The organism is Agromyces sp. NPDC029043 (genome assembly GCF_055564615.1).
The window spans coordinates 66134-86292 of the sequence record NZ_JBVHVX010000012.1 but is presented as its reverse complement, the minus strand read 5'-3'; the positions used below and the strand labels follow the sequence as shown (position 1 = coordinate 86292).

Genomic DNA, 20159 nt, shown 5'->3' with positions numbered 1-20159 from the left:
AGCAGCACCGACCGGGCACGCACCAGCCCCGACCGGGCACACAGCCCCCCCAACCCCGGGAAATTGATCTGTTAACCCAGGCGTTACCCTGAGGGCAGGTTCACGGGTGGCGCAAGGAGGCGGCGGTGGGAGTCGACGGCGAGCCCTCGATTCCGGAACCCGCTGTCTTCCGGCTGGCCACATACGCCCACGTCCTGCGGCATTTCTCCGAGCGCGGCGTGCTCGTCGCGTCGAGCGGTGAACTCGCGACGGCCGCCGGCGTGAACCCCACGATTCTCCGCAAAGACCTCTCCTACGTCGGTGCCACCGGTGTCCGCGGAGTCGGATACGACGTCGGCCGGGTGATCGCGCGGATCAAACTCGCGCTGCACACCGATTCGACCCACACCGTCGCCCTGGCGGGTGCCGGACGCCTCGGGCAGGCGCTCATCTCACACACCGGATTCGGCCGCGGATTCCGTGTCGCCGCCCTCTTCGACGACGATCCGGACCTCGTCGGCACCGAGTTCGCCGGCCTCCCGGTGGCCCCGCTCGCCGACATCGAGACCGTCTGCGCTGGTGAGAGCGGTCCGGCGATAGACATCGGCGTCATCGCCCTGCCCGACGACGCCGCCCAGCAGGCCTGCGACGCGTTCATCGGCGTCGGGGTACGGCAGTTGCTGAACGTGACACCGACGATGCTGTCCGTCCGGTCCGGCGTCGTCGTGCGGCAGGTTGATCTAGCCTTGGAGTTACAGGTTCTCGGCTTCGCGGCCCATGCCGTGCATGCGTCGGGGCAGGGGGGTCGTATGGTGACTACGGACAGTCGTAGACCGGCAATAGGTGAAGAAGCGGTGACAGCGTGAGCGTGTTGTTGTTCGGGGTATCGCACCGAAGTGCCCCCGTCGAGGTGCTCGAGCGCCTTGCTGTCTCCGATCACGACCGCCCCAAGCTCGTCGACAAGCTCCTCGCCAATCGCGCGATCTCCGAGGCGATGCTCGTCTCGACCTGCAATCGCATCGAGATCTACGCCGTCGTCGACGCCTTCCACCCGGCGCTCGAGGCCGTCGGAGAGGTCCTCGGCGATCACTCCGGCATGACCATCAACGAGATGACCAAGCACGCCTACGTGCGCTACTCAGAGGCCGCCGTCGAGCACCTGTTCAGTGTCTCCGCCGGACTCGATTCCCTCGTCGTGGGCGAGCAGCAGATTCTCGGCCAGATCCGCAACGCGTATCTCACCGCCGACGCCCACAAGGCGGCCGGCCGAATCCTCCACGAACTCGCCCAGCAGGCCCTGCGCGTCGGCAAGCGCGTGCACACCGAGACCGGCATCGATCGTGCCGGTGCATCGGTCGTGTCGGTCGCGCTGCACCGCGCCAAGGCGGTCATCGCCGGTGATCCTTCCGCCGCCGACGACGTGACGCTGCGTCGCGCCGTGGTCGTGGGCGCCGGCGCGATGGGCGGACTGGCCACCGCCAACCTCGTCCGTGAGGGCATCACCGAACTCGTCGTCGTCAACCGCACGGTCGCCAACGCCGAGCATCTGGCCGGCAACGTCGCGGCGAATCACGGCATCGATGTGCGCGGCGTCGGCCTCGATGACCTGGCGTCGGTCATGGCCGACGCGGACGTCGTCGTCGCGGCCACCGGCAGCGTCGGATCGGTCGTCGGAGTCGGCGAGGTGCACTCCGCCCTCGCCGCGCGTACCTCGTCGACGCCGCTGGTGATCTGCGATCTCGGTCTGCCCCGCAACGTCGACCCGGCCGCGTCCCGGCTGCCCGGTGTGCACGTCGTCGACATCGAATCCCTGCGTGACGACTCCGCGGCCCAGGCTGCCGAAAACGATGCTCTCGCAGCACGTTCCATCGTCGCCAAAGAACTCGCGGATTACCTGACCAGCCAGCGTCAGGCCGAGGTCACCCCGACCGTCGCGGCCCTGCGCCAGCGCGCCGCCGAGGTCGTCGAAGCCGAGATGCTGCGACTGGAGACCCGCCTGCCCGACCTCGACGATCCCCAGCGTGACGAGGTCGCCAAAACCGTTCGACGCGTCGTCGACAAGCTCCTGCACGCGCCGACGGTGCGCGTGAAACAACTAGCCTCGACGCCCAACGGCGATCACTATGCCGAGGCGCTGCGCGAACTGTTCGAGCTCAAGCCGGGCGCCGCGGAATCGGTGTCCGCTCCGGAGACCGGGCTCGGCGAGACCGGACAGGCGCAGGCACAGCAGTGAGCACCGCGCAGAGCCCGATCCTGCGGATCGGCACCCGTGGTTCGCTGCTGGCCACCACCCAGGCCCAGACCATCGCCGACGCACTGACCACCGCCGGGCATCCGGCCGAACTGGTCATCATCAAGACCGACGGCGACGCCTCGCAGAAGCCGGTCGCGGAGATCGGCGTCGGTGTGTTCACCACGGCGATCCGCGTGGCCCTGCGCAATCACGAGGTCGACGTCGCGGTGCACTCGTACAAGGACCTACCCACCGCACCCGAATCCGACCTGGTCATCGCCGCCATCCCGATCCGCGAGGATCCCCGAGATGCCCTGGTCAGCAGGGATGGCATGGTGCTCGGCGCCCTGCCTCCGGGGTCGGTCGTGGGGACCTCGGCCCCGCGGCGGGCGGCACAGCTTAGAGCATTGGGTCTCGGTTTGGAAATCCGCCCCCTACGAGGCAACCTTGATTCTCGGTTGGGCAAAGTCGCCAGCGGTGAACTCGACGCAGTCGTGGTCGCCAGGGCCGGGCTCGCGCGCATCGGACGTACCGACGAGGTCTCCGAAGCGTTAGATCCGGTGGTCATGCTACCGGCGCCGGCGCAGGGTGCCTTGGCTGTGGAGTGCCGCTCCGACGATGCCGAACTGGTGAGAATTCTCGCCGAGTTGGACGACGCGTCCACACGCGCGGCGATCGACGCCGAGCGGGCAGTGCTCGCGGCCCTGGAGGCCGGGTGCACCGCACCGATCGGAGCGATTGCCGAGGTGGTCGAGTCGATTGACGAGGACGGGCGGATCTTCGCCGAGCTGTCGCTACGAGCGGCGGTGGCGGCCGAGGACGGATCCGATGTGATCCGGGCTTCGGTGGTGGGTCCGGTCGATCGCGCCGTTCAGCTGGGTAAGGATCTTGCCGCCGAACTGTTGGAGCTGGGAGCTGGCGAGCTCATCGGCCCCGGTTCGCAGACCTGACGCGCGTCGACGCCTGGCGCGCACGGGATGCGCACCGGTTTCCGATAGGCCCGCGAGGACCCATCTCCTGCAGCAGAAGGGAACTGCAGCCCTGATATCAGGGCAGGAGAGTGCGAACGCATGAGCCGTACGAAGAAGGCCAGTCCGGGACGGATTCTGTTCGTCGGATCGGGTCCGGGGGACCCCGACCTGTTGACCGTGCGAGCACGCAACGTGGTCATGACCGCGACCACCGCGTATATCGATCCAGACGTACCGGCAGGGGTCGTCGAACTGATCGGTGCTGCTCACCGCGACGAGGTCGACGAGAAGCCGACGTCGCGCGCCGGGCGCAAGGCGAAGACCGACGCTGCTGCTGCTGCCGATCAGTCCGCCACCACACCGGGCGCCGAGGACGCGTCCGAGGATGTCGCGCCGGTCGACGTCGACACCACCGGTGAGGACGCCGCCGAGGAGGAGCAGGTCGTCCGCCCCGCACTCGGGGATCCCGCCGAGGTCGCCAGGACTCTGGTCGCCGCCGCGAAGAACGGCGACGACGTGGTCCGCGTGGTCGCAGGTGACCCGCTCACCACCGACTCGGTGCTCGCCGAGGTCAACGCCGTGGCCCGCACCTCGATCGCCTTCGAGGTGCTGCCGGGTCTGCCCGCCGCCTCCGTGGTGCCGAGCTACGCCGGCATGCCGCTGGGCTCCGGCCACACCGAGGCCGACGTCCGTGGCGAGGTCGATTGGGCCGCGCTCGCCGCCGCCCCGGGACCGTTGGTCCTACACGCCACCTCGACGCATCTCGCCGAGACCGCGAGCGCACTGACCGAGCACGGCCTCGCGCCGCAGACCCCGGTCGCGATCACCGTCAACGGCACCACCTGCAGCCAGCGCACCATCGAGGCCACTCTCGCCTCGCTCAACGAGCAGGGCAACGCGCTGACCGGCCCGCTGATCCTGACGGTCGGCAAGGTCGTCGCCCAGCGCAGCAAGCTCTCGTGGTGGGAATCGCGTGCGCTCTACGGCTGGACCGTGCTGGTGCCGCGCACCAAGGAGCAGGCCGCCGACATGAGCGACCGTCTCGTCAGCCACGGCGCCATGCCCAAGGAGGTGCCGACGATCGCCGTCGAGCCGCCGCGCAGCCCGGCCCAGATGGAAAGGGCCGTCAAGGGTTTGGTCGACGGCCGGTACCAGTGGGTCGTGTTCACCTCCACCAACGCGGTGCGTGCGGTGTGGGAGAAGTTCGCCGAGTTCGGCCTCGACGCCCGCGCGTTCTCCGGTGTGAAGATCGCCTGCGTCGGCGAGGCCACCGCGGAGAAGGTCCGCGCCTTCGGCATCAACCCGGAGATGATCCCCTCGGGCGAACAGAGCTCGCTGGGCCTGCTCGACGACTTCCCGCCCTACGACGACGTGTTCGACCCGGTGAACCGAATCCTGTTGCCGCGCGCCGACATTGCCACCGAGACGTTGTCCGAGGGTCTGCGCGAACGTGGCTGGGAGATCGACGACGTCACCGCCTATCGCACGGTGCGTGCTGCTCCGCCGCCGGCCGAGACCCGCGAGATGATCAAGACCGGCGGCTTCGACGCGGTCTGCTTCACCTCGAGTTCCACGGTGCGCAATCTGGTGGGTATCGCCGGAAAGCCACACGCGCGCACCATCGTTGCATGCATCGGGCCCAAGACCGCCGAGACGGCAACGGAATTCGGCCTGCGCGTGGACGTGCAGCCGGAGACCGCATCCATCCCGGATCTCGTCGATGCGCTCGCCGAGCACGCCGCCCGGCTGCGCGCCGAGGGTGCACTGCCCCCGCCGCGCAAGAAGTCGCGTCGCTCGCGCTCGTAGGTGCGCGTGGCGGTGTCGTTCGGTAACTGCTCGCAGGGTCGTCGTCGCAAGGAGGCGTCATGGCACCGGTGATCCGGCCACGGAGGTTGCGTACCTCACCGTCGATGCGTCGGCTGGTGGCCGAAACCACTCTGGCGCCAAGGAATCTCGTGCTGCCGATGTTCGTCGCCGACGGCATCGACGCCCCGCGGGAGATCTCCTCGATGCCCGGCGTGGCGCAGCACACGATGGACTCGCTGCGCGCCGCGGCCGCCGACGCCGTCGCGGCCGGGGTCGGCGGGCTCATGCTCTTCGGTGTACCCGCCCCCGCGGACAAGGATGCGGTCGGCTCCGGCGCCGACGATCCCGACGGTGTGCTCAACCGCGCGTTGCGGGTGCTCGCCGACGACCTCGGTGACTCGACGGTGCTGATGGCCGACACCTGCCTCGACGAGTTCACCGATCACGGGCACTGCGGTGTCCTCGCCGAGGACGGACATGTCGACAACGACGCGACGCTCGACCGCTACGTCTCCATGGCGCTCGCACAGGCGCGCGCCGGCGCGCATCTGCTCGGCCCGAGCGGCATGATGGACGGCCAGGTCGCCGCCATCCGCGCCGCCCTCGACGCCGAGGGGTTCACCGACACCGGCATCCTCGCCTACGCCGCGAAGTACGCGTCCGCGTTCTACGGTCCGTTCCGGGAAGCCGTCGGGTCTACCCTGACCGGCGATCGGCGCACCTACCAGCAGGATTCCGCGAATCGGGTGGAGGCGCTGCGCGAGGTGCGGCTCGATCTCGACGAGGGCGCCGACATCGTGATGGTCAAACCCGCGATGAGTTACCTCGACATCGTGCGGGACGTCGCCGAGATGGCGGACGTGCCCGTCGCCGCGTATCAGATCAGCGGCGAGTACGCGATGATCACCGCGGCCGCCGAACGTGGCTGGATCGACCGGGACGCCGCGATCCTCGAGTCGCTGATCTCCATCCGCCGGGCCGGCGCCTCGATCATCCTCACCTACTGGGCCACCGAGGTCGCTCGGCGCCTGTAGGGGCCCTCGCGGTAGTCCGGTCAGACCAACCTGAGCGAGGAACCTCGACGTTGTCCGGCCGCGGCAGCCGTTCTTACCGGCGCGTCACTTATCCTTGTGCCATGTCCGCACCGACCCCGCAGCCACGGGGAGATGAGGCCGGGAGCGTGCAGACTCGGCCCACGATCGCCGACTCGGTGTCCATCGCCACCGAGTTGTGGATCGTTGTCATCCTCGGTCGGCTGGTGACCCACATCGGTCAGGGCCCGACCGCCCTGCGGGCCTGGCCCGGCCAGGTGCGCGACTCACTACCCAAAGATGCCCCGAAAGACCAGGTAGAGGCCTTGTCGTCGACGACGGGGTTTGTCATCAGCTACACCGCCGTCGGGCTGATCCTGCTGGCGGTATCGGTGGTGATGGTGCTGCTCGTGCGCCGTGGTTACGGCTGGGCGCGGATCGTGGTGGGCGCCGCCGGCGTCTATATCGCGATCAACACGGTGCTGTCCTACTTCGCCGGCGTCGAGCCGACATGGGTGATGATCCCGCTGATCCTGAGCGCCGTCGCAGCACTCGGTGCCTCCGTCTTGCTGCTGCGCCCCGACTCCGATCGCTACTGCCGCGACATGGCCGAATTCCGTCGGAATCGTCAGCAGCAGACACTGCGCGCCGTCTCCGCGGGCTTCGGGCCGCAGCAGCACATGGTCGGTCCGGCACCGGGGTCGGCGCCGTGGCGCAACCCCGGCCCGGTCGGGCCGCACCACTCCCACCATGCGGGCCCGGTGACTCCGCCATCGACGGAAGCGTCGAGCCCGGTGGCCTCACCCGACGCGACGCGTCCGGCGGCGCCCACCGACGACCGTCCGACCGAGACGATTCCGGTGGTCCCGCTGTGGGCGAAGCCCACCGGCCAGTCGGGGAGTGCGTCCGGCCGGCACCGCAAGGCATCAGCAGAAGAGTCGGACGAAGGAAGCAGCAACAACGGTGACCAGACCTGATCCACACACCCGCCCGAAGCTCGTCACCTGGGCCTACCGTTGCTGGCTGATCGCCGGCGGGTTGCTGGTGGCGCTGGGCGTGCTCGGCATCATCGGTGGCATTCTCACCGACGGCCCCACCTTCGGACCCGTCAGCATCGGCGTCCTGGTCGCCGTGATCGGGATCGCGTACATCCTGATGTCGAGCAAGGTGTACACCGGCGACGCGCGCTGGCGTTCCTCGCTCTCGGCGCTGACCCTGGTCGTCGTCGCGATGCTGCTGTTCTTCAGTGTCGGATTCAGTCCGGCTTTCGCGTTTCCGCTGCTCGCTGCCCTCATCGGCGTCTTCGGCTCGATGCTCTCCTATCGACCGGACTCAGAGGAGTGGTTCACCGGGGAGAAGCCGAAGCCGTCAGCGGGCAAGGTACGTCCCAAGAAACGATGAGCACCCCCGACGACGGCCCGTCCGACAAGAAGCCTGTCGACGACGCCCCATCCGACGACATGCTGTCCGACGACGGTCCGCCCGACGAGGGTGGGGCCGGCCCGATTGCACCCGAGGCGAGCGGTGCGGACACGTCCCTCCCCGACCTCGACGGCGAGATCCTCTTCCATGAGTCCGGCGGGAGTTGGCTGGTGGTGCTGATCGGTCCGTTGCTCGTGGGCGCGGTCTTGCTGATGGAGATCCTGGGTCCCGGCCAGGTGCACTGGCCGGTGCTGATGATCTTCCTGGTGGTCATCGGAGGTTTCTCCGTGCTGCAGGTCTATGCCGCGCGCCGCCACGTCGGCGTGACGCTCACCGAGACCACCCTGGAGCAGGGCACCCGCCGCCTGCCGTTGACCGACATCGTCGAGATCCTGCCGGCCAACAACGGCTCCGCCGTTCAGGACTGGGAGAGTGCACCCGCCCTGGGTGAATTGCATGCGGTGCCGCGGCGTCGAAAGGGGATCGGTGTCGAACTCGTCGACGGCAAGCTCGCCCAGGCGTGGGCACGCGATGTCGACGGGCTGCGCCGTGAACTCACCGAGGCTCATCTCGCCGCCCGACTCGGGTTGCCCCCCCGCACCCAACCGCAGCGCCCCGAATCTCGACGATCCAAGGCTCAACGATCCAAGGCTCAACACGCCGAGGCTCAACGAACCGAGGACGACGAAACACGCGGGTGAGACCCTCGCCCCGCGAGCCGTATCGGCAGGCGGGACGAGGATCTCACTCGCGACTCGGAGACGGTCAGTTCTTCTTCGCCGCGGCGATGGCCGCGAACGAGAACCGGGCCAGGTATTCGTCGGCGATATGCGAGGGCAGCAGTTCACCGGGGAAGATGACCGGCTTCTTGGCGCCCTTCACGAACACCAGCAGCATGTCGTTGACCATGCGTACGCCGATGATCGCGGAGTGCTCGACTCGCTCGTTGATCGTGCCCGCCTGCAGACCTGCCCACGTCGGGGCGAACTCCGCGGACATCGGCGCACCGGCGGGCACGAGCTTGCGGAACTTGGCAGGCAGCGTGGCCGACTGGATCGCCGCGATGATCGCGGTGACGATCAGCGCGAACACGAATACCGCGGCGAAGGTGACGAGGAACCGCACCGCGTGGCCCCCTGCGGACAACTCCTCGCTCGACCGGAAGCCGACGAAGAACCGGACCACCGAGATGCCGATCGCGGTACCGATCACGCCGGCCCACGGCCCCGCGCCGGTGAACTTGGCCTTGAACAGCGCCTTGCCCATCCGGGCGCCCACCGTCTCGTCGGCGATGGACGAGGTCTGCGCCGTCTGACCGAACTGCTGCGGCTGATGGAAGACCGGCTGGTGGGAGATCGGCTGCTGTGAGATGGGTGCCTGCTGGACCGGAGGCTGCTGGGGAACCGGACGCTGCTGCTCGACCGGAGGCTGCTGGGGAACCGGACGCTGCTGGGGAACCGGACGCTGCGGCGCGAACCCCTGGGGAGCGAACTGCGGGGCAGCCGTGCCCTGACTCGCGAACGACGCCTGATTCGGGAACGGCGCCTGATTCGCGAACGGGGGCCGCCCGGGGAACTGGGCCTGATTCGGGTACTGGGGCTGATTCGGGAACTGGGGCCGATTCGGGTACTGGGGGAACGACATGAGTGTTTCTCCTACGGGTCGAGGGGCCGTCGTGGCGCGTACGGAGGTCAGATGCCCCGTGCCCGTAGAAATGTTCCCCCGTCGGCAGATCGACCGAAGATTCCTCCGCAGCACCCACCGGCCACCCCGGCGCTACTGCATCAAACGTCCTGAAATCGGGCGATTCCGCGCGGTTTCGCGGCCATGACGCGCGAAATCAGGACGTTCGATGCAGCATCAACCGGCTCAGCCGTGATCCAGCATCGGCGCCCGGAGCAGTGCCTCCGGGATGCCGAAGGCGTCAATCAGGGTGCGCGCGTGCGGACGCAGTTCCGCGCACAGCTCGTTGACGCCACGCCGGATCGCCTTGGCCCGTTCCACCGAGACGTGCCGGTGCATCAGGAACCACGACAGATCCGCCTCGAGTGCCGAGTACACGAACAGATCGCACACCTTGCCGAGCAACTCGGCCGCCGCGCGGGAGTCGCAGTCGTTGATGGCCTCGATGAATGCCTCGAGGACCATCCGCTCGGTGGCCGCCTGACCCACCTTCAGCAGGTGATCCTGCGCGTTGTTGAACACCTCGAACGCGTCGTTGTCGTCGTCGAGCGCGCGCCGCAGGCGCTGCGCGCAGGTCCGCACCAGGTGATCCTCCCGATTGCGGAACAGACGGATTTGCGTGCCACGGTTGGTGAGGTTCGACTTCTCGGGGTCCTCGTCGGACCCTTCGAGCAGCGTCTGCACCACCTGACGTACCGCGGTCTTCTCGGCCACCACCTCGCGGGCCATCCCGGCGATGAACCGCACCCAGCCGCCGGCCGAAAGTCCTTGGACATCATCGGCATACGCCGACAGCAGCTCCTTGGCCAGTAGCTGCGTGAGGACGGTGTTGTCGCCCTCGAAGGTGGTGAAGACGTCGATGTCACCGCGGATGATCGCGAGCTGATTCTCGTCGAGATAGCCGGCGCCGCCGCACGCCTCGCGAGAGACGTTGATGGAGTTCGAGGCGTGCCAGGTGGCGTATGCCTTGAGTCCGGCGACGGTGCTCTCCAACTCGCGCTGGCGGGCGGCGAGCTTGTCGTCGGGATTACCCGCCGCGGCCTCCATCAAGCCCTGCACGTCATGCAACTCCGAGGTGATCTCGTTCTGCGCGAACTGGATCGCATACGACTTCGCGATCAGCGGCAGCAGCTTGCGCTGATGCGCGAGGTAATCCAGGATCACGATCTCGTCGTCGCCATCCGGGGCCTCGAACTGCTTGCGCAGCAACCCATATCGCGTGGCGAGGGTGAGCGCCTTGCGGCCCGCGGCACTCGCCGTGGCGGCCACGCTCGTGCGGCCGCGGATCAAGGTGCCGAGCATCGTGAAGAATCGTCGATTCGGATTCTCGATGGGAGAGACGTAGGTGCCGTCGGCGTCGACGTCTGCATAGCGGTTGAGTAGATTCTCCGCCGGGATGCGTACCTGATCGAACATGATGCGCCCGTTGTCGACGCCGGCGAGGCCACCCTTGTAACCGCAGTCGCTGGTGGTGATGCCGGGCAGATCGTTACCGTCCTCATCGCGGATCGGCACCACAAAACAGTGCACGCCATGGCTTTCCGGTTCGGCACCGGGTCCGGCGGTGATCAGCTGGGCGAAAACTGCTGCTAGACGGGCATGTTCGGCGGCGCCGCCGATGTAATCCTTCCGCGACGACGGCGTCGGCGAATTGATTACGAACTCGCGCGTCGCGGCGTCGTAGGTCGCGGTGGTCTCCAGCGCCTGGACGTTGGAGCCGTGCCCGGTCTCGGTCATGGCGAAGCAGCCGAGGATGTCCAGATCGATGATGCCCTTGACGTAACGCTCGTGATGCCTTGCGGTGCCGAGGTTTTCGACCGCGCCGCCGAAGAGTCCCCACTGCACACCCGCCTTCACCATCAGCGACAGATCGGCATATCCGAGCATCTCGATCGACGTGACCGAGGCTCCGACGTCACCCGTACCGCCGTGATCGGCGCCGAATCCCGCGCCCGCGAAACCATGCGAGGCGAGTTCTCGCATCTTCTCCAGCATCCCGGCGCGGGCCTGCTCCAGCGTCAGTGAGGGATCGGGTAGGAGGTCGGCGCGATCGGAGTTCTCGCGCACCGTGTCCCGCACGCCGCGCCAGCGACCGTCGAGGGCGAATCGCAGATTGTCGACGAGCAGTGCGCGCTCGTCGGCGCTCAGATCATCGCTTGGTGCGGTCCGTGGATCCGGGATGTCGCCCGGGGTCGTCGCGGTAGGTGCCGGGGTCTCGGTAGGCGTGGCCATGCTTCCACCGTACGGAAGCGACGGGCACGTGTGCCCCTATTCGCGACGACTCACCTCCGCCCGAACCTTCGGAGCAGATCGGTCGCCACGTCGGGCGGGACCAGTTCATTCGGGATCACCAGATTGACGGGCGAGAGTCCCTGCCGCGCCCACAGCTGGAGCGCCGCCTCGTCGGCGATGGCGCGCGTGATGGTGTCCACCTCGACGGTGACGTGGTATTGGCCGTAGCTCGCCGAGATCGTCGACGGCGAGAACTCGGCAGTCAGCGGTGTGCCCGGAGTCAGGAATCGTCGCCAGCGGGCCGGCATGTAGAAGGTGACGATCAGGATCATCACGGCCGTGCTCGCCATCAGCAGCGCCGCGAGCAGGAACGTCGACGCGTCGGGGTCGATGATGATGCGAATCGTCACGATGATCAGTACCGGGATCGCGGTCGCGAGCATCACCGGGTTGATGGGTGCGCGGCGGGCGGCTCGCGTGAGGCGATTGGCCATGTCGGGATCGGCGACGGCATGGGTCTCGATGGTTCCGTGCCGACCGTAATCAGGCGCGCTGAACCACCTCGTCGGCGACGAGTACGCCTGAGACGGCGGGTTGTGGTCGGGGTACATCGCGGGCCTCCGCCGACATCGGGGTCATGACTGTCGGTGGTTGGATGCACCGCGTCACCGCGATGTTCCCGCCGAGGCGGAATCGGATCAGGGCAGTAGCCCGAGCCGCCGTCCCACGACGACCGCCTCGTGTCGGTTATGGACGTCGAGCTTCGCCATCAGATTGCGTACGTAGCTCTTCACCGTCTCGCCGCGCAGCCCGAGCCGCCCGGCGATCTCGGCGTTGCTGCATCCGAGCGCGAGATAGGCGAGGACGTCACTTTCCCGCGCGGACAGCGTCGGTACGTCGGTCGACGACGACGCGGAGCTCCCCAACGTTCTCAGGCGCACCTCGATGTCATGGAGCTGAGCTGCGAGCACCGGATCGTCGGTGGACGCCGCGATCTCGCGCAGCGCAACGTAACTCTCCACGATGCCGTCGGCGACGACGGTCGGCAGTGTCGCGGTGGACCCGGTGTCGGCGCCTGGTGCGAAGCGGGCGGGGGGATACTCGCTGCGGGCGTTCGAGATGAGTTGCACCCGACGATCCACCTCGTCGCGCACCTCGATCTCGCGGGCGAGGCGGCGGGCCGACAGGACGAGCCGCGTGATGACCGAGTCACCGATCGTTTCCGCGCTGCGCAGACCGCCGTAGATCACCGCACGCGTCCGTCCGTTCACGACTGCCGGTGCGGCAGTGAGGGATTCGACCCCCTCGGCGGCCACCTCGACGTCGTACTCGTGGGTGATCTCGGCGGAGTTGGCGTAATCGGCGACGGCGCCGGGGCGTCGTTCGGAGATGGCCCGGCCACCCAGGCCGCACTCGGCGCAGATCGTCAGATTTCGCAGGATCGCGGTGCGTGTGCCGACGAATCCCGACAGCAGCAGATCGGTGCCGTCGACGACCCCACCGAACAGCACCGGGAGGCCCGTCGCGCGGTGGCCGTCGCGTAACTCGGCGCGCACGGCGTCGGCGTCGGAGGGGCGTAGGGAATCCGACTGCGTGCGCGCCATGCTGACCTCCTCACCCGGCTACCCCATTTCGGGGGTGGTGCCACCTCAAGTGTGACTCATAGCGTGAGAAGTCGACACAGGTAGCCCACATCACGGGCACGATTCACGCAGGAGATCCCCATGGCGACGCAGCAGCCCGTACCGAATCGCTCGGAAATGACCCCGCTCCGATTCCTCGAGCGGTCGGCGAAGGTGTTCGGCGACCGCACCGCCATCGTCTACGGCGGACGGACCTACAGCTACGCAGAGTTCGCCGACGAGACGCAGCGCCTCGCGCAGGTCATCGCCGCCCGCATCGCACCCGGCGACCGGGTGGCCTATCTCGCGCCGAACATCCCCGAGATGCTGATCGCGCATTTCGCCGTCCCCCTCGCCGGCGGAGTGCTCGTCGCGCTGAACTCGCGCCTGGCCGGCCCCGAACTCAGCTACATCCTCAATCACTCCGAGTCGACGATCCTCGTCGCCGACGCCGAGTTCCATGACACCGTCGCCGCCATCGTCGACGACGTGCCGACGCTGACCGAGGTCGTGGAGATCACCGATCCCGAGTTCGGCTCGCCGGCAGGCGATTCTGCTATCCGGGGTCTGGTGTCCTACGCCGACTTCCTGGCGCGCGCCGACGGCATCGACGCCGAACGGTCGTGGACCGTCGACGACGAGAATCAGGTCATCGCCCTGAACTACACCTCCGGCACCACCGGAAAACCCAAGGGCGTCATGTACACCCACCGCGGTGCGTACCTGAACTCGTTCGGCGAGACCTTCCACAATCAGTTCACCGGTGCCACCCGATACCTCTGGACGCTGCCCATGTTCCACTGCAACGGCTGGTGCACGCCGTGGGCCGTGACGCAGGCAGCGGGCACACATATCTGCCTGCGGGCGGTGCGCGCAGACGCCATCTGGCACGCCATCGACGAGCTCGGGGTGACCCACATGTGTGGTGCTCCCACCGTATGTACGACGATTGCCGGTGCGCCGCAGGCACATTCGCTCGACCGGCCGCTCCGGATCACCACCGCGGGCGCGCCCCCGTCCCCGACGATCATCGGACAGTTGTCGGCGCTCGGGGTATCGGTGGTGCACGTCTACGGGCTGACCGAGGTGTACGGGCCGTACACGATCTGCGAGTACCAGGACGCCTGGGACGACCTGAGCGCTGCCGACCGCGCCGTGAAACTGTCCCGGCAGGGCGTCGCCATGGTGCAGGCCGAGGATGTCCGCGTGGTGGACCGCGAGGCCCCCGGCCTCGTCGACGTCCAGGACGACGGCGAGACGCTCGGCGAGATCCTGCTGCGCGGTAATAACGTGATGGCGGGCTACTTCAAGGATCCCGACGCGACCGACGAGGCGTTCGCGGGCGGCTGGTTTCACACCGGTGACCTCGGCGTCATGCATCCCGACGGCTACATGCAGCTCAAGGACCGGGCCAAGGACATCATCATCTCCGGCGGCGAGAACATCTCCACCGTCGAGGTGGAGCAGGCACTCGTCAGCCACGACGCGGTCCTCGACGTCGCGGTGATCGGTGTGCCCGACGAGAAGTGGGGTGAGCGGCCGCGCGCGTACGTGCTGGTGCAGCAGGGTTCGACCCTCACCGTCGACGAATTGATCGCCCACGCCCGAAAGCTGCTGGCGGGTTACAAGGTGCCGCGGGACATCGTCTTCGCCGAGGATCTCCCGCGCACTCCCACCGGCAAGGTTCTGAAGTTCGAGTTGCGTCAGGATGCGGCCGCGTCGTCCTAGCCGATCACGCCGTGCGTTGTCGTCGGCGAGTCGATTCGGGTGATACTGAATGCCATGACGACCACCGACACCACCACGACCGACTCCGCGGATTTCCGCGTGCACGTCGTGGCGGAGTCCATCCGGCTGTTCGCCGAGAACGGCTACGAGGCCACCTCGGTCGATCAGATCGCCGCGGCGGCGGGGATCTCGCGACGTACCTTCTTCCGACAGTTCCGGGCCAAGGAGGACGTGATCTTCGCCGATCACGAAACCCTGCTGACGTCGGTCGATGACCGGCTCGCCGAGTCCACCACCGACCCCTGGCAGGCCGTCTGCGACGCCGCTGAACTCGTCTTCGAGCATTTTCATCAGACCCGTGACCTGGCGGTTCGTCGTCTCGGGATCGTGCAGGAGGTACCCGCGCTGCGGGACCGGGAACTGGTGACGCAGTACCGGTATCAGCGAGCCTTCGAGGACTTCCTGCGACGCCGCGTCCCCGACGAGACACCCGAGCGGCTCGTCGCCTTCGCCGCGGCGGTCACCGCGGCCCACAACTATCTGCTGCGTTCCATGCTGCGCGGCGACGTCGACGCGACGCTGCCGCGCCTCCGTGCCGAACTCACCCGCCTCGTCACGATCTTCCACAGCGACGCGCCTGGCACTGAGTGTCCCGCGGGAGCCCGGAGTGATCGTGAGGTCGCGGTGATCACCTTCGCGCCGGGAACATCGGTGGAGGAGATCGCGCGCCGCGTCGGTGATGAACTCGGGAGGTAGCGCCCCCTATCCACGGATGGGGGGACTCCCGATCCGTGGATGAGCCGGCCCTGAATGCGCCGGCCGACCAGCATCACGATGGGTGCAGACCGCCGAGCGGCCCGTCCGGCCCTGCACCCGAGGAGCACTCCATGCCCGCCACCCCCGACATCACCACCCCCGACATCACCACCCCCGACATCACCGTCCCCGATCTCACCGGACGGCGTGCCCTGGTCACCGGCGCCAGTGACGGCGTCGGCGTACAGATAGCCACCCACCTCGCACGAGCCGGCGCGGAGGTCATCATGCCGGTCCGCAACCCGGGCAAGGGGAAGGCAGCGGCGGCGCACATCGAACAGGAGATTCCCGGTGCCGCTCTCGACGTCGCGACGATGGACCTGTCGTCGTTGGCGTCGGTCGAGGCCTTCGCCGACGAACTGCTGGCGGACGGTCGCCCCATCCACTTCGCCATCAACAACGCCGGCGTCATGACACCGCCGTCGCGGCAGGAGACCGCAGACGGACTCGAGCTGCAGTTGGGCACCAATCACATCGGTCATGTCGCCCTGATCGGTCGCCTGCTGCCGCTGCTGCGCGCGGGTGCCGCGACGGTGACGAGCCAGGTGAGTATCGCCGCTGATCGCAACGACGTCGCATGGGACGACATCAACTGGGAGAAGAGCTACGACGGGATGAAGGCCTACTCATCGTCGAAAATCTTGCTCGGGCTGTTCGGCATGGAACTGAACCGACGCAGCATCGCCGGAGGGTGGGGCATCACCGGTAACCTGTCCCATCCCGGCGTCACGCCGACCAATCTGCTTGCCGCGCAGCCGCAGATGGGCAGGCGCAAGGACACGCCGGCGGTCCGTGTCATCCGTGCGCTGTCCCGACGCGGGTGGGTGGTCGGCACGCCCGAGTCCGCAGCGCTGCCCGCGGTCCTGGCCGCGACCCGCGGTGAGGGCGGAAAGCTGTATGGGCCCAGCGGCTTTCGGCATCTCGGTGGACCACCTACCGAGCAGACGGTGTACTCGCGACTGACCGACGTCGACGACGCGGTGCGTGGGTGGCAGCTCTCGCAGGACCTCGCGGGCGTGCGATTTCCCGGCTGACCTTGCGGACCATCGTCGAGAGGAAGGACACTGCGATGGTGGATCGTGCACAACTCGCTGACTTCCTGCGGCGTCGTCGTGAGGCGTTGCAACCCGAGGACGTCGGGATCGGTCGCGGTTCCCGACGCCGCACCTCGGGGTTGCGGCGCGAAGAGGTCGCCGCGCTGTGCGACATGTCGGTCGACTACTACAGCAGGCTCGAGCAGCGGCGCGGGCCGCAGCCGTCGGAGCAGATGCTCGCGAGCATCGCCCGGGGTCTCCGATTGACCCAGGGTGAACGGGATCATCTGTTCCGTCTCGCCGGGCACACCCCGCCGGCACGCATCGGGCGCGCCGGTCACGTCTCGCCCGCCATGATGCGCATCCTGGACCGGCTCGCGGACACGCCGGCGCAGGTCATGACCGAACTCGGTGAGACCCTCGCGCAGACCGCCCTCGCCCGCACTCTCTTCGGTGACGAGACCCTGTTCACCGGTCACCGCGCGAGCGTCGCCTATCGCTGGTTCACCGATCCGCGGACGCGTGAGGTCTACCCGTCCGACGATCATCCGCTGCACTCGCGTGCCTTCACCGCAGGCATCCGGGCTGCCTACGCGAAGTACGGGGCCCGCTCGCGGGCGGGGCAGATCGTCGACGCCCTGCGTGCGGAGAGCCCCGAGTTCGTCGAGTACTGGGAAGCACACGAGGTCCGCGACACACACGGTCTGGACAAGCGTCTGCAGCATCCCGAGGTGGGGGTGATGGAACTGCAGTGTCAGATGCTGGTCGATCCCGATCAGTCGCAGACGCTGCTGGTACTGACCGCTGCGCCGGGGACGGAGAGTTACGAGAAACTGCAACTGCTGTCGGTCATCGGCTCCGACCTGACAGGCTGACCTCGTCGGCACGGGTGGACACCACCGATTGACTTGGCACTGAGTGCCGTGCAGAATTGAATACGACACCACGGTGACACTGAGTGTCTCCTCGCGGTCCGACGCCGCGTCGACGGAGACACCGCGTGGCCCCGTACATCTCGTGAGGAGTGACCATGGCTTTTGGCAACCCGGACTTCGACCTCTTCCAGCTCCCGGAGGAGCACGTCGCGCTGCGTGAGGCCATTCGCGCGCTCTCCGAGAAGGAGATCCTGCCCCACGCCGCCGACGTGGACGAGAAGGCGCGCTTCCCGCGTGAGGCCCTTGACGCGCTGGTGGCGTCGGGCTTCAACGCGATCCACGTGCCCGAGGAGTACGACGGTCAGGGCGCCGATTCCGTCGCCGCGTGCATCGTCATCGAAGAGGTCGCCCGCGTCGACGCGTCGGCCTCGCTGATCCCGGCGGTCAACAAGCTCGGCACCATGGGTCTGATCCTCAACGGCTCCGATGAGCTCAAGAAGCAGGTGCTCCCGTCGATCGCCTCCGGCGAGGCGATGGCGTCCTATGCGCTCTCCGAGCGCGAGGCCGGGTCCGACGCCGCCGCGATGAAAACCCGTGCGCGCCTTGAGGGTTCGAACTGGGTGCTCAACGGCTCCAAGTGCTGGATCACCAATGGCGGCGAGTCCAGCTGGTACACCGTCATGGCCGTCACCGATCCGGAGCGCAAGGCCAACGGCATCTCCGCGTTCATGGTTCACAAGGATGATCCGGGCTTCACCGTCGGCCCGCTCGAGAAGAAGCTCGGCATCAAGGGATCACCCACCGCCGAACTGTACTTCGAGGACTGCACCATCCCCGAGGACCGCATCGTCGGTGAGCCGGGCACCGGGTTCAAGACCGCCCTGCAGACCCTCGATCACACCCGCCCCACCATCGGCGCGCAGGCTGTCGGCATCGCGCAGGGCGCGCTCGACAATGCCATCGCATACGTCAAGGAGCGCAAGCAGTTCGGCAAGCCGATCGCCAGCTTCCAGGGCGTCGAGTTCATGATCGCCGACATGGCGATGAAGGTCGAGGCCGCTCGCCTCATGGTCTACACCTCGGCCGCGCGCGCCGAGCGTGGCGAGAAGAACCTCGGTTTCATCTCGTCGGCGTCGAAGTGCCTGGCCTCCGACGTCGCGATGGAGGTCACCACCGACGCGGTGCAGCTCTTCGGCGGCGCCGGCTACACCCGCGACTTCCCGGTCGAGCGCATGATGCGCGACGCCAAGATCACCCAGATCTACGAGGGCACCAATCAGATCCAGCGCGTCGTCATGAGCCGCGCGCTGCTGCGCTGACCGATTTCGCTACCGCGCCAACAGTTCCCGGGCGATACCTTCGGGGACGAGTTCGGCGGGTATGACGATCGTGCTCAACCGATTCGACGACGTGACGCAGTAGGTGGCGCCACGTCGTCGAACTCGTTTGATGGCCATGGTCGAGAGCAGATCCGTCCGGTCGCCGAGGCGCACGCCGAGTTGGTGGGGACCGAACTCCGCGGCGATCGGCGTCCCCGGCGGGACACGCCTGCGGTGGCGCCGGGGTAGCGAGATGAGCATCGCGGAGGCGACGAGCCCCAGGGACAGGCCGGTGATCGGCAGTGGACCGACGACGTCGACGGCGTCGAGCGCGCCGTATTTCAGGTAGATCGTCGCCCAGGACAGCGGCGGAAACGTGATCAGCGCGCCGACGGCGAGCCACAGACCGGGGTGCCGCCACGACCCATCACACAGTCGCCGCGCGAGTCTGTCGTCGGCGAGCTGTTGCACCCGTACGACATTCGACGGCGCCGGTCGTCGGGCGACAGACGCCGGGGCGGCAATGATCCCACTTCGGCAGGGTGGCGATCACGGCGGGAGCGTTGAGTCGGGTCATCGCCGCGAACTGCGGGCCACCTGTCGACTTCGGCGTCCTGAGCAGGTAATGCATTGCGCGCTGGGCCTTCTCGGACATGCACAGCCGAGGCCGCATACGGTCGAAGTACTCCCGAACCCCGTCCCGATCGGCGGGAATGTCGGCGACGCGACAGGTCTGGAGTTCGGCGGCGACCGCGCACTCGGCCCAATAGCGGGCCTCGTCCTCGGCGCTGAGCGGACCGGGGCCGAAGACCTCGTAGCACTTGAGGACGGAATGCCATCCGGCCAGGTGAATCCACAACTGCGAGTCGGGATCGTTGGCGCTGTACCGCTGCCCGCTGATCGGCTCGATTCCCGTTGCCCGTGCGTGCACTTTCTGCAACAGTGCCGATGACTGCACCGCGGACCGGCTGTCGGCCAGTGCGACGACCAGAAAGTACGACAGTGTGCTGTCGAGCCGCCCCCGCGGATCGTTGTAGATCCCCGCCTGATCGGCGACAGCAGCCGTGAGGAACGGGTCAAAGTGCTCCAGCACGACCGAGCGCTGGAAGGCGATCAGCGACGTCGGCGCCGACCAGGCCCGCCAACTCGGCGAACCCGGGCCAAAGAATCCGTAGTCCGCACGCCGTTGCCTGTGATCGAACGGCCACCCCTGTGTGGTGAGCATCCGTTGAGGTGGCGTGGATGTCAGGGTTGCAGTCATCGATGGGTCCCTCCTTGAGTGGGAATGTCGTGGTCGCGGCCGCATCTCGTAGGCGTCCGCGAGGCTGCCGGCGTCGGGCATTGCCGGAATTATTCATTAATGTAGGAAAAAGCTACACAGGTGTAGCAAAGAGGGCAAGGCCTACAC

At 67.6% G+C, this 20159-nt stretch carries 19 protein-coding genes; 13 read left to right on the top strand and 6 right to left on the bottom strand.

The genetic code is table 11. The features are described 5' to 3' along the window. The first annotated feature begins 125 nt into the window (after positions 1-125). The 8 genes from ACZ4TW_RS15275 (at position 126) to ACZ4TW_RS15240 (ending at position 8143) form a co-directional block, all read left to right on the top strand. Positions 126-845, top strand: a complete 720-nt coding sequence (locus ACZ4TW_RS15275; RefSeq protein ID WP_465543854.1) for a redox-sensing transcriptional repressor Rex — start codon at positions 126-128, stop codon at positions 843-845. Further along, positions 842-2212: a glutamyl-tRNA reductase gene (locus ACZ4TW_RS15270; RefSeq protein ID WP_465543852.1), complete on the top strand. Its 1371-nt coding sequence runs from the start codon at positions 842-844 to the stop codon at positions 2210-2212. The genes ACZ4TW_RS15275 and ACZ4TW_RS15270 overlap by 4 nt, the downstream gene beginning before the upstream one ends. Then, the gene (hemC, locus tag ACZ4TW_RS15265; RefSeq protein ID WP_465543850.1) at positions 2209-3162 is read left to right on the top strand and encodes a hydroxymethylbilane synthase; all 954 of its coding nucleotides are present in this window, start codon (positions 2209-2211) and stop codon (positions 3160-3162) included. The genes ACZ4TW_RS15270 and hemC overlap by 4 nt, the downstream gene beginning before the upstream one ends. A 120-nt stretch (positions 3163-3282) precedes the next feature. Further along, the gene (locus ACZ4TW_RS15260; RefSeq protein WP_465543848.1) at positions 3283-4989 is read left to right on the top strand and encodes a bifunctional uroporphyrinogen-III C-methyltransferase/uroporphyrinogen-III synthase; all 1707 of its coding nucleotides are present in this window, start codon (positions 3283-3285) and stop codon (positions 4987-4989) included. Between the two features lie 59 nt (positions 4990-5048). Continuing rightward, positions 5049-6023, top strand: a complete 975-nt coding sequence (gene hemB, locus ACZ4TW_RS15255) for a porphobilinogen synthase (protein WP_465543846.1) — start codon at positions 5049-5051, stop codon at positions 6021-6023. 101 nt (positions 6024-6124) lie between these two features. After that, positions 6125-6997: a hypothetical protein gene (locus ACZ4TW_RS15250; RefSeq protein WP_465543844.1), complete on the top strand. Its 873-nt coding sequence runs from the start codon at positions 6125-6127 to the stop codon at positions 6995-6997. Then, positions 6984-7421: a hypothetical protein gene (locus tag ACZ4TW_RS15245; protein WP_465543842.1), complete on the top strand. Its 438-nt coding sequence runs from the start codon at positions 6984-6986 to the stop codon at positions 7419-7421. The genes ACZ4TW_RS15250 and ACZ4TW_RS15245 overlap by 14 nt, the downstream gene beginning before the upstream one ends. Before the next feature lie 59 nt (positions 7422-7480). Next, positions 7481-8143, top strand: a complete 663-nt coding sequence (locus ACZ4TW_RS15240; protein WP_465543840.1) for a hypothetical protein — start codon at positions 7481-7483, stop codon at positions 8141-8143. A 64-nt stretch (positions 8144-8207) separates the two neighbouring features. Here ACZ4TW_RS15240 and ACZ4TW_RS15235 read toward each other — a convergent pair whose 3' ends face one another. The 4 genes from ACZ4TW_RS15235 to ACZ4TW_RS15220 all read right to left on the bottom strand — a co-directional run bounded on the left by ACZ4TW_RS15235 (position 8208) and on the right by ACZ4TW_RS15220 (position 12961). Further along, positions 8208-9086 carry a hypothetical protein gene (locus tag ACZ4TW_RS15235; protein ID WP_465543838.1) on the bottom strand — a complete coding sequence of 293 codons (879 nt, stop codon included), beginning with the start codon at positions 9084-9086 and terminating at the stop codon, positions 8208-8210. A 225-nt stretch (positions 9087-9311) separates the two neighbouring features. Then, positions 9312-11357 carry an acyl-CoA dehydrogenase family protein gene (locus ACZ4TW_RS15230; protein WP_465543837.1) on the bottom strand — a complete coding sequence of 682 codons (2046 nt, stop codon included), beginning with the start codon at positions 11355-11357 and terminating at the stop codon, positions 9312-9314. A 50-nt stretch (positions 11358-11407) separates the two neighbouring features. Then, positions 11408-11968, bottom strand: a complete 561-nt coding sequence (locus ACZ4TW_RS15225) for a hypothetical protein (protein WP_465543835.1) — start codon at positions 11966-11968, stop codon at positions 11408-11410. Between the two features lie 87 nt (positions 11969-12055). Continuing rightward, the gene (locus ACZ4TW_RS15220; protein ID WP_465543832.1) at positions 12056-12961 is read right to left on the bottom strand and encodes a helix-turn-helix transcriptional regulator; all 906 of its coding nucleotides are present in this window, start codon (positions 12959-12961) and stop codon (positions 12056-12058) included. Positions 12962-13117: 156 nt separating this feature from the next. On the opposite strand from ACZ4TW_RS15220, the gene ACZ4TW_RS15215 reads away from it, so the two are divergent. The 5 genes from ACZ4TW_RS15215 to ACZ4TW_RS15195 all read left to right on the top strand — a co-directional run bounded on the left by ACZ4TW_RS15215 (position 13118) and on the right by ACZ4TW_RS15195 (position 18751). Beyond that, a complete protein-coding gene (locus ACZ4TW_RS15215) occupies positions 13118-14707 on the top strand; it encodes an AMP-binding protein (RefSeq protein ID WP_465543830.1) in 1590 nt (529 codons plus the stop codon). A 54-nt stretch (positions 14708-14761) separates the two neighbouring features. After that, positions 14762-15463 (top strand): TetR family transcriptional regulator, encoded by a 702-nt coding sequence (locus ACZ4TW_RS15210; protein ID WP_465543828.1) that lies wholly within the window; start codon positions 14762-14764, stop codon positions 15461-15463. Positions 15464-15594: 131 nt separating this feature from the next. After that, entirely contained in the window at positions 15595-16557 is a 963-nt protein-coding gene (locus tag ACZ4TW_RS15205; RefSeq protein WP_465543826.1) for an SDR family oxidoreductase, read from the top strand. Between the two features lie 35 nt (positions 16558-16592). Beyond that, positions 16593-17432 carry a helix-turn-helix transcriptional regulator gene (locus ACZ4TW_RS15200; RefSeq protein WP_465543824.1) on the top strand — a complete coding sequence of 280 codons (840 nt, stop codon included), beginning with the start codon at positions 16593-16595 and terminating at the stop codon, positions 17430-17432. A 155-nt stretch (positions 17433-17587) separates the two neighbouring features. Then, entirely contained in the window at positions 17588-18751 is a 1164-nt protein-coding gene (locus ACZ4TW_RS15195; protein WP_465543822.1) for an acyl-CoA dehydrogenase, read from the top strand. Positions 18752-18760: 9 nt separating this feature from the next. Here the strand turns inward: ACZ4TW_RS15195 and ACZ4TW_RS15190 are convergent, their stop codons facing one another. After that, positions 18761-19222, bottom strand: a complete 462-nt coding sequence (locus tag ACZ4TW_RS15190) for a hypothetical protein (protein ID WP_465543820.1) — start codon at positions 19220-19222, stop codon at positions 18761-18763. After that, positions 19179-20012: an oxygenase MpaB family protein gene (locus tag ACZ4TW_RS15185; RefSeq protein ID WP_465543819.1), complete on the bottom strand. Its 834-nt coding sequence runs from the start codon at positions 20010-20012 to the stop codon at positions 19179-19181. The genes ACZ4TW_RS15190 and ACZ4TW_RS15185 overlap by 44 nt, the downstream gene beginning before the upstream one ends. Between the last annotated feature and the right edge of the window lie 147 nt (positions 20013-20159).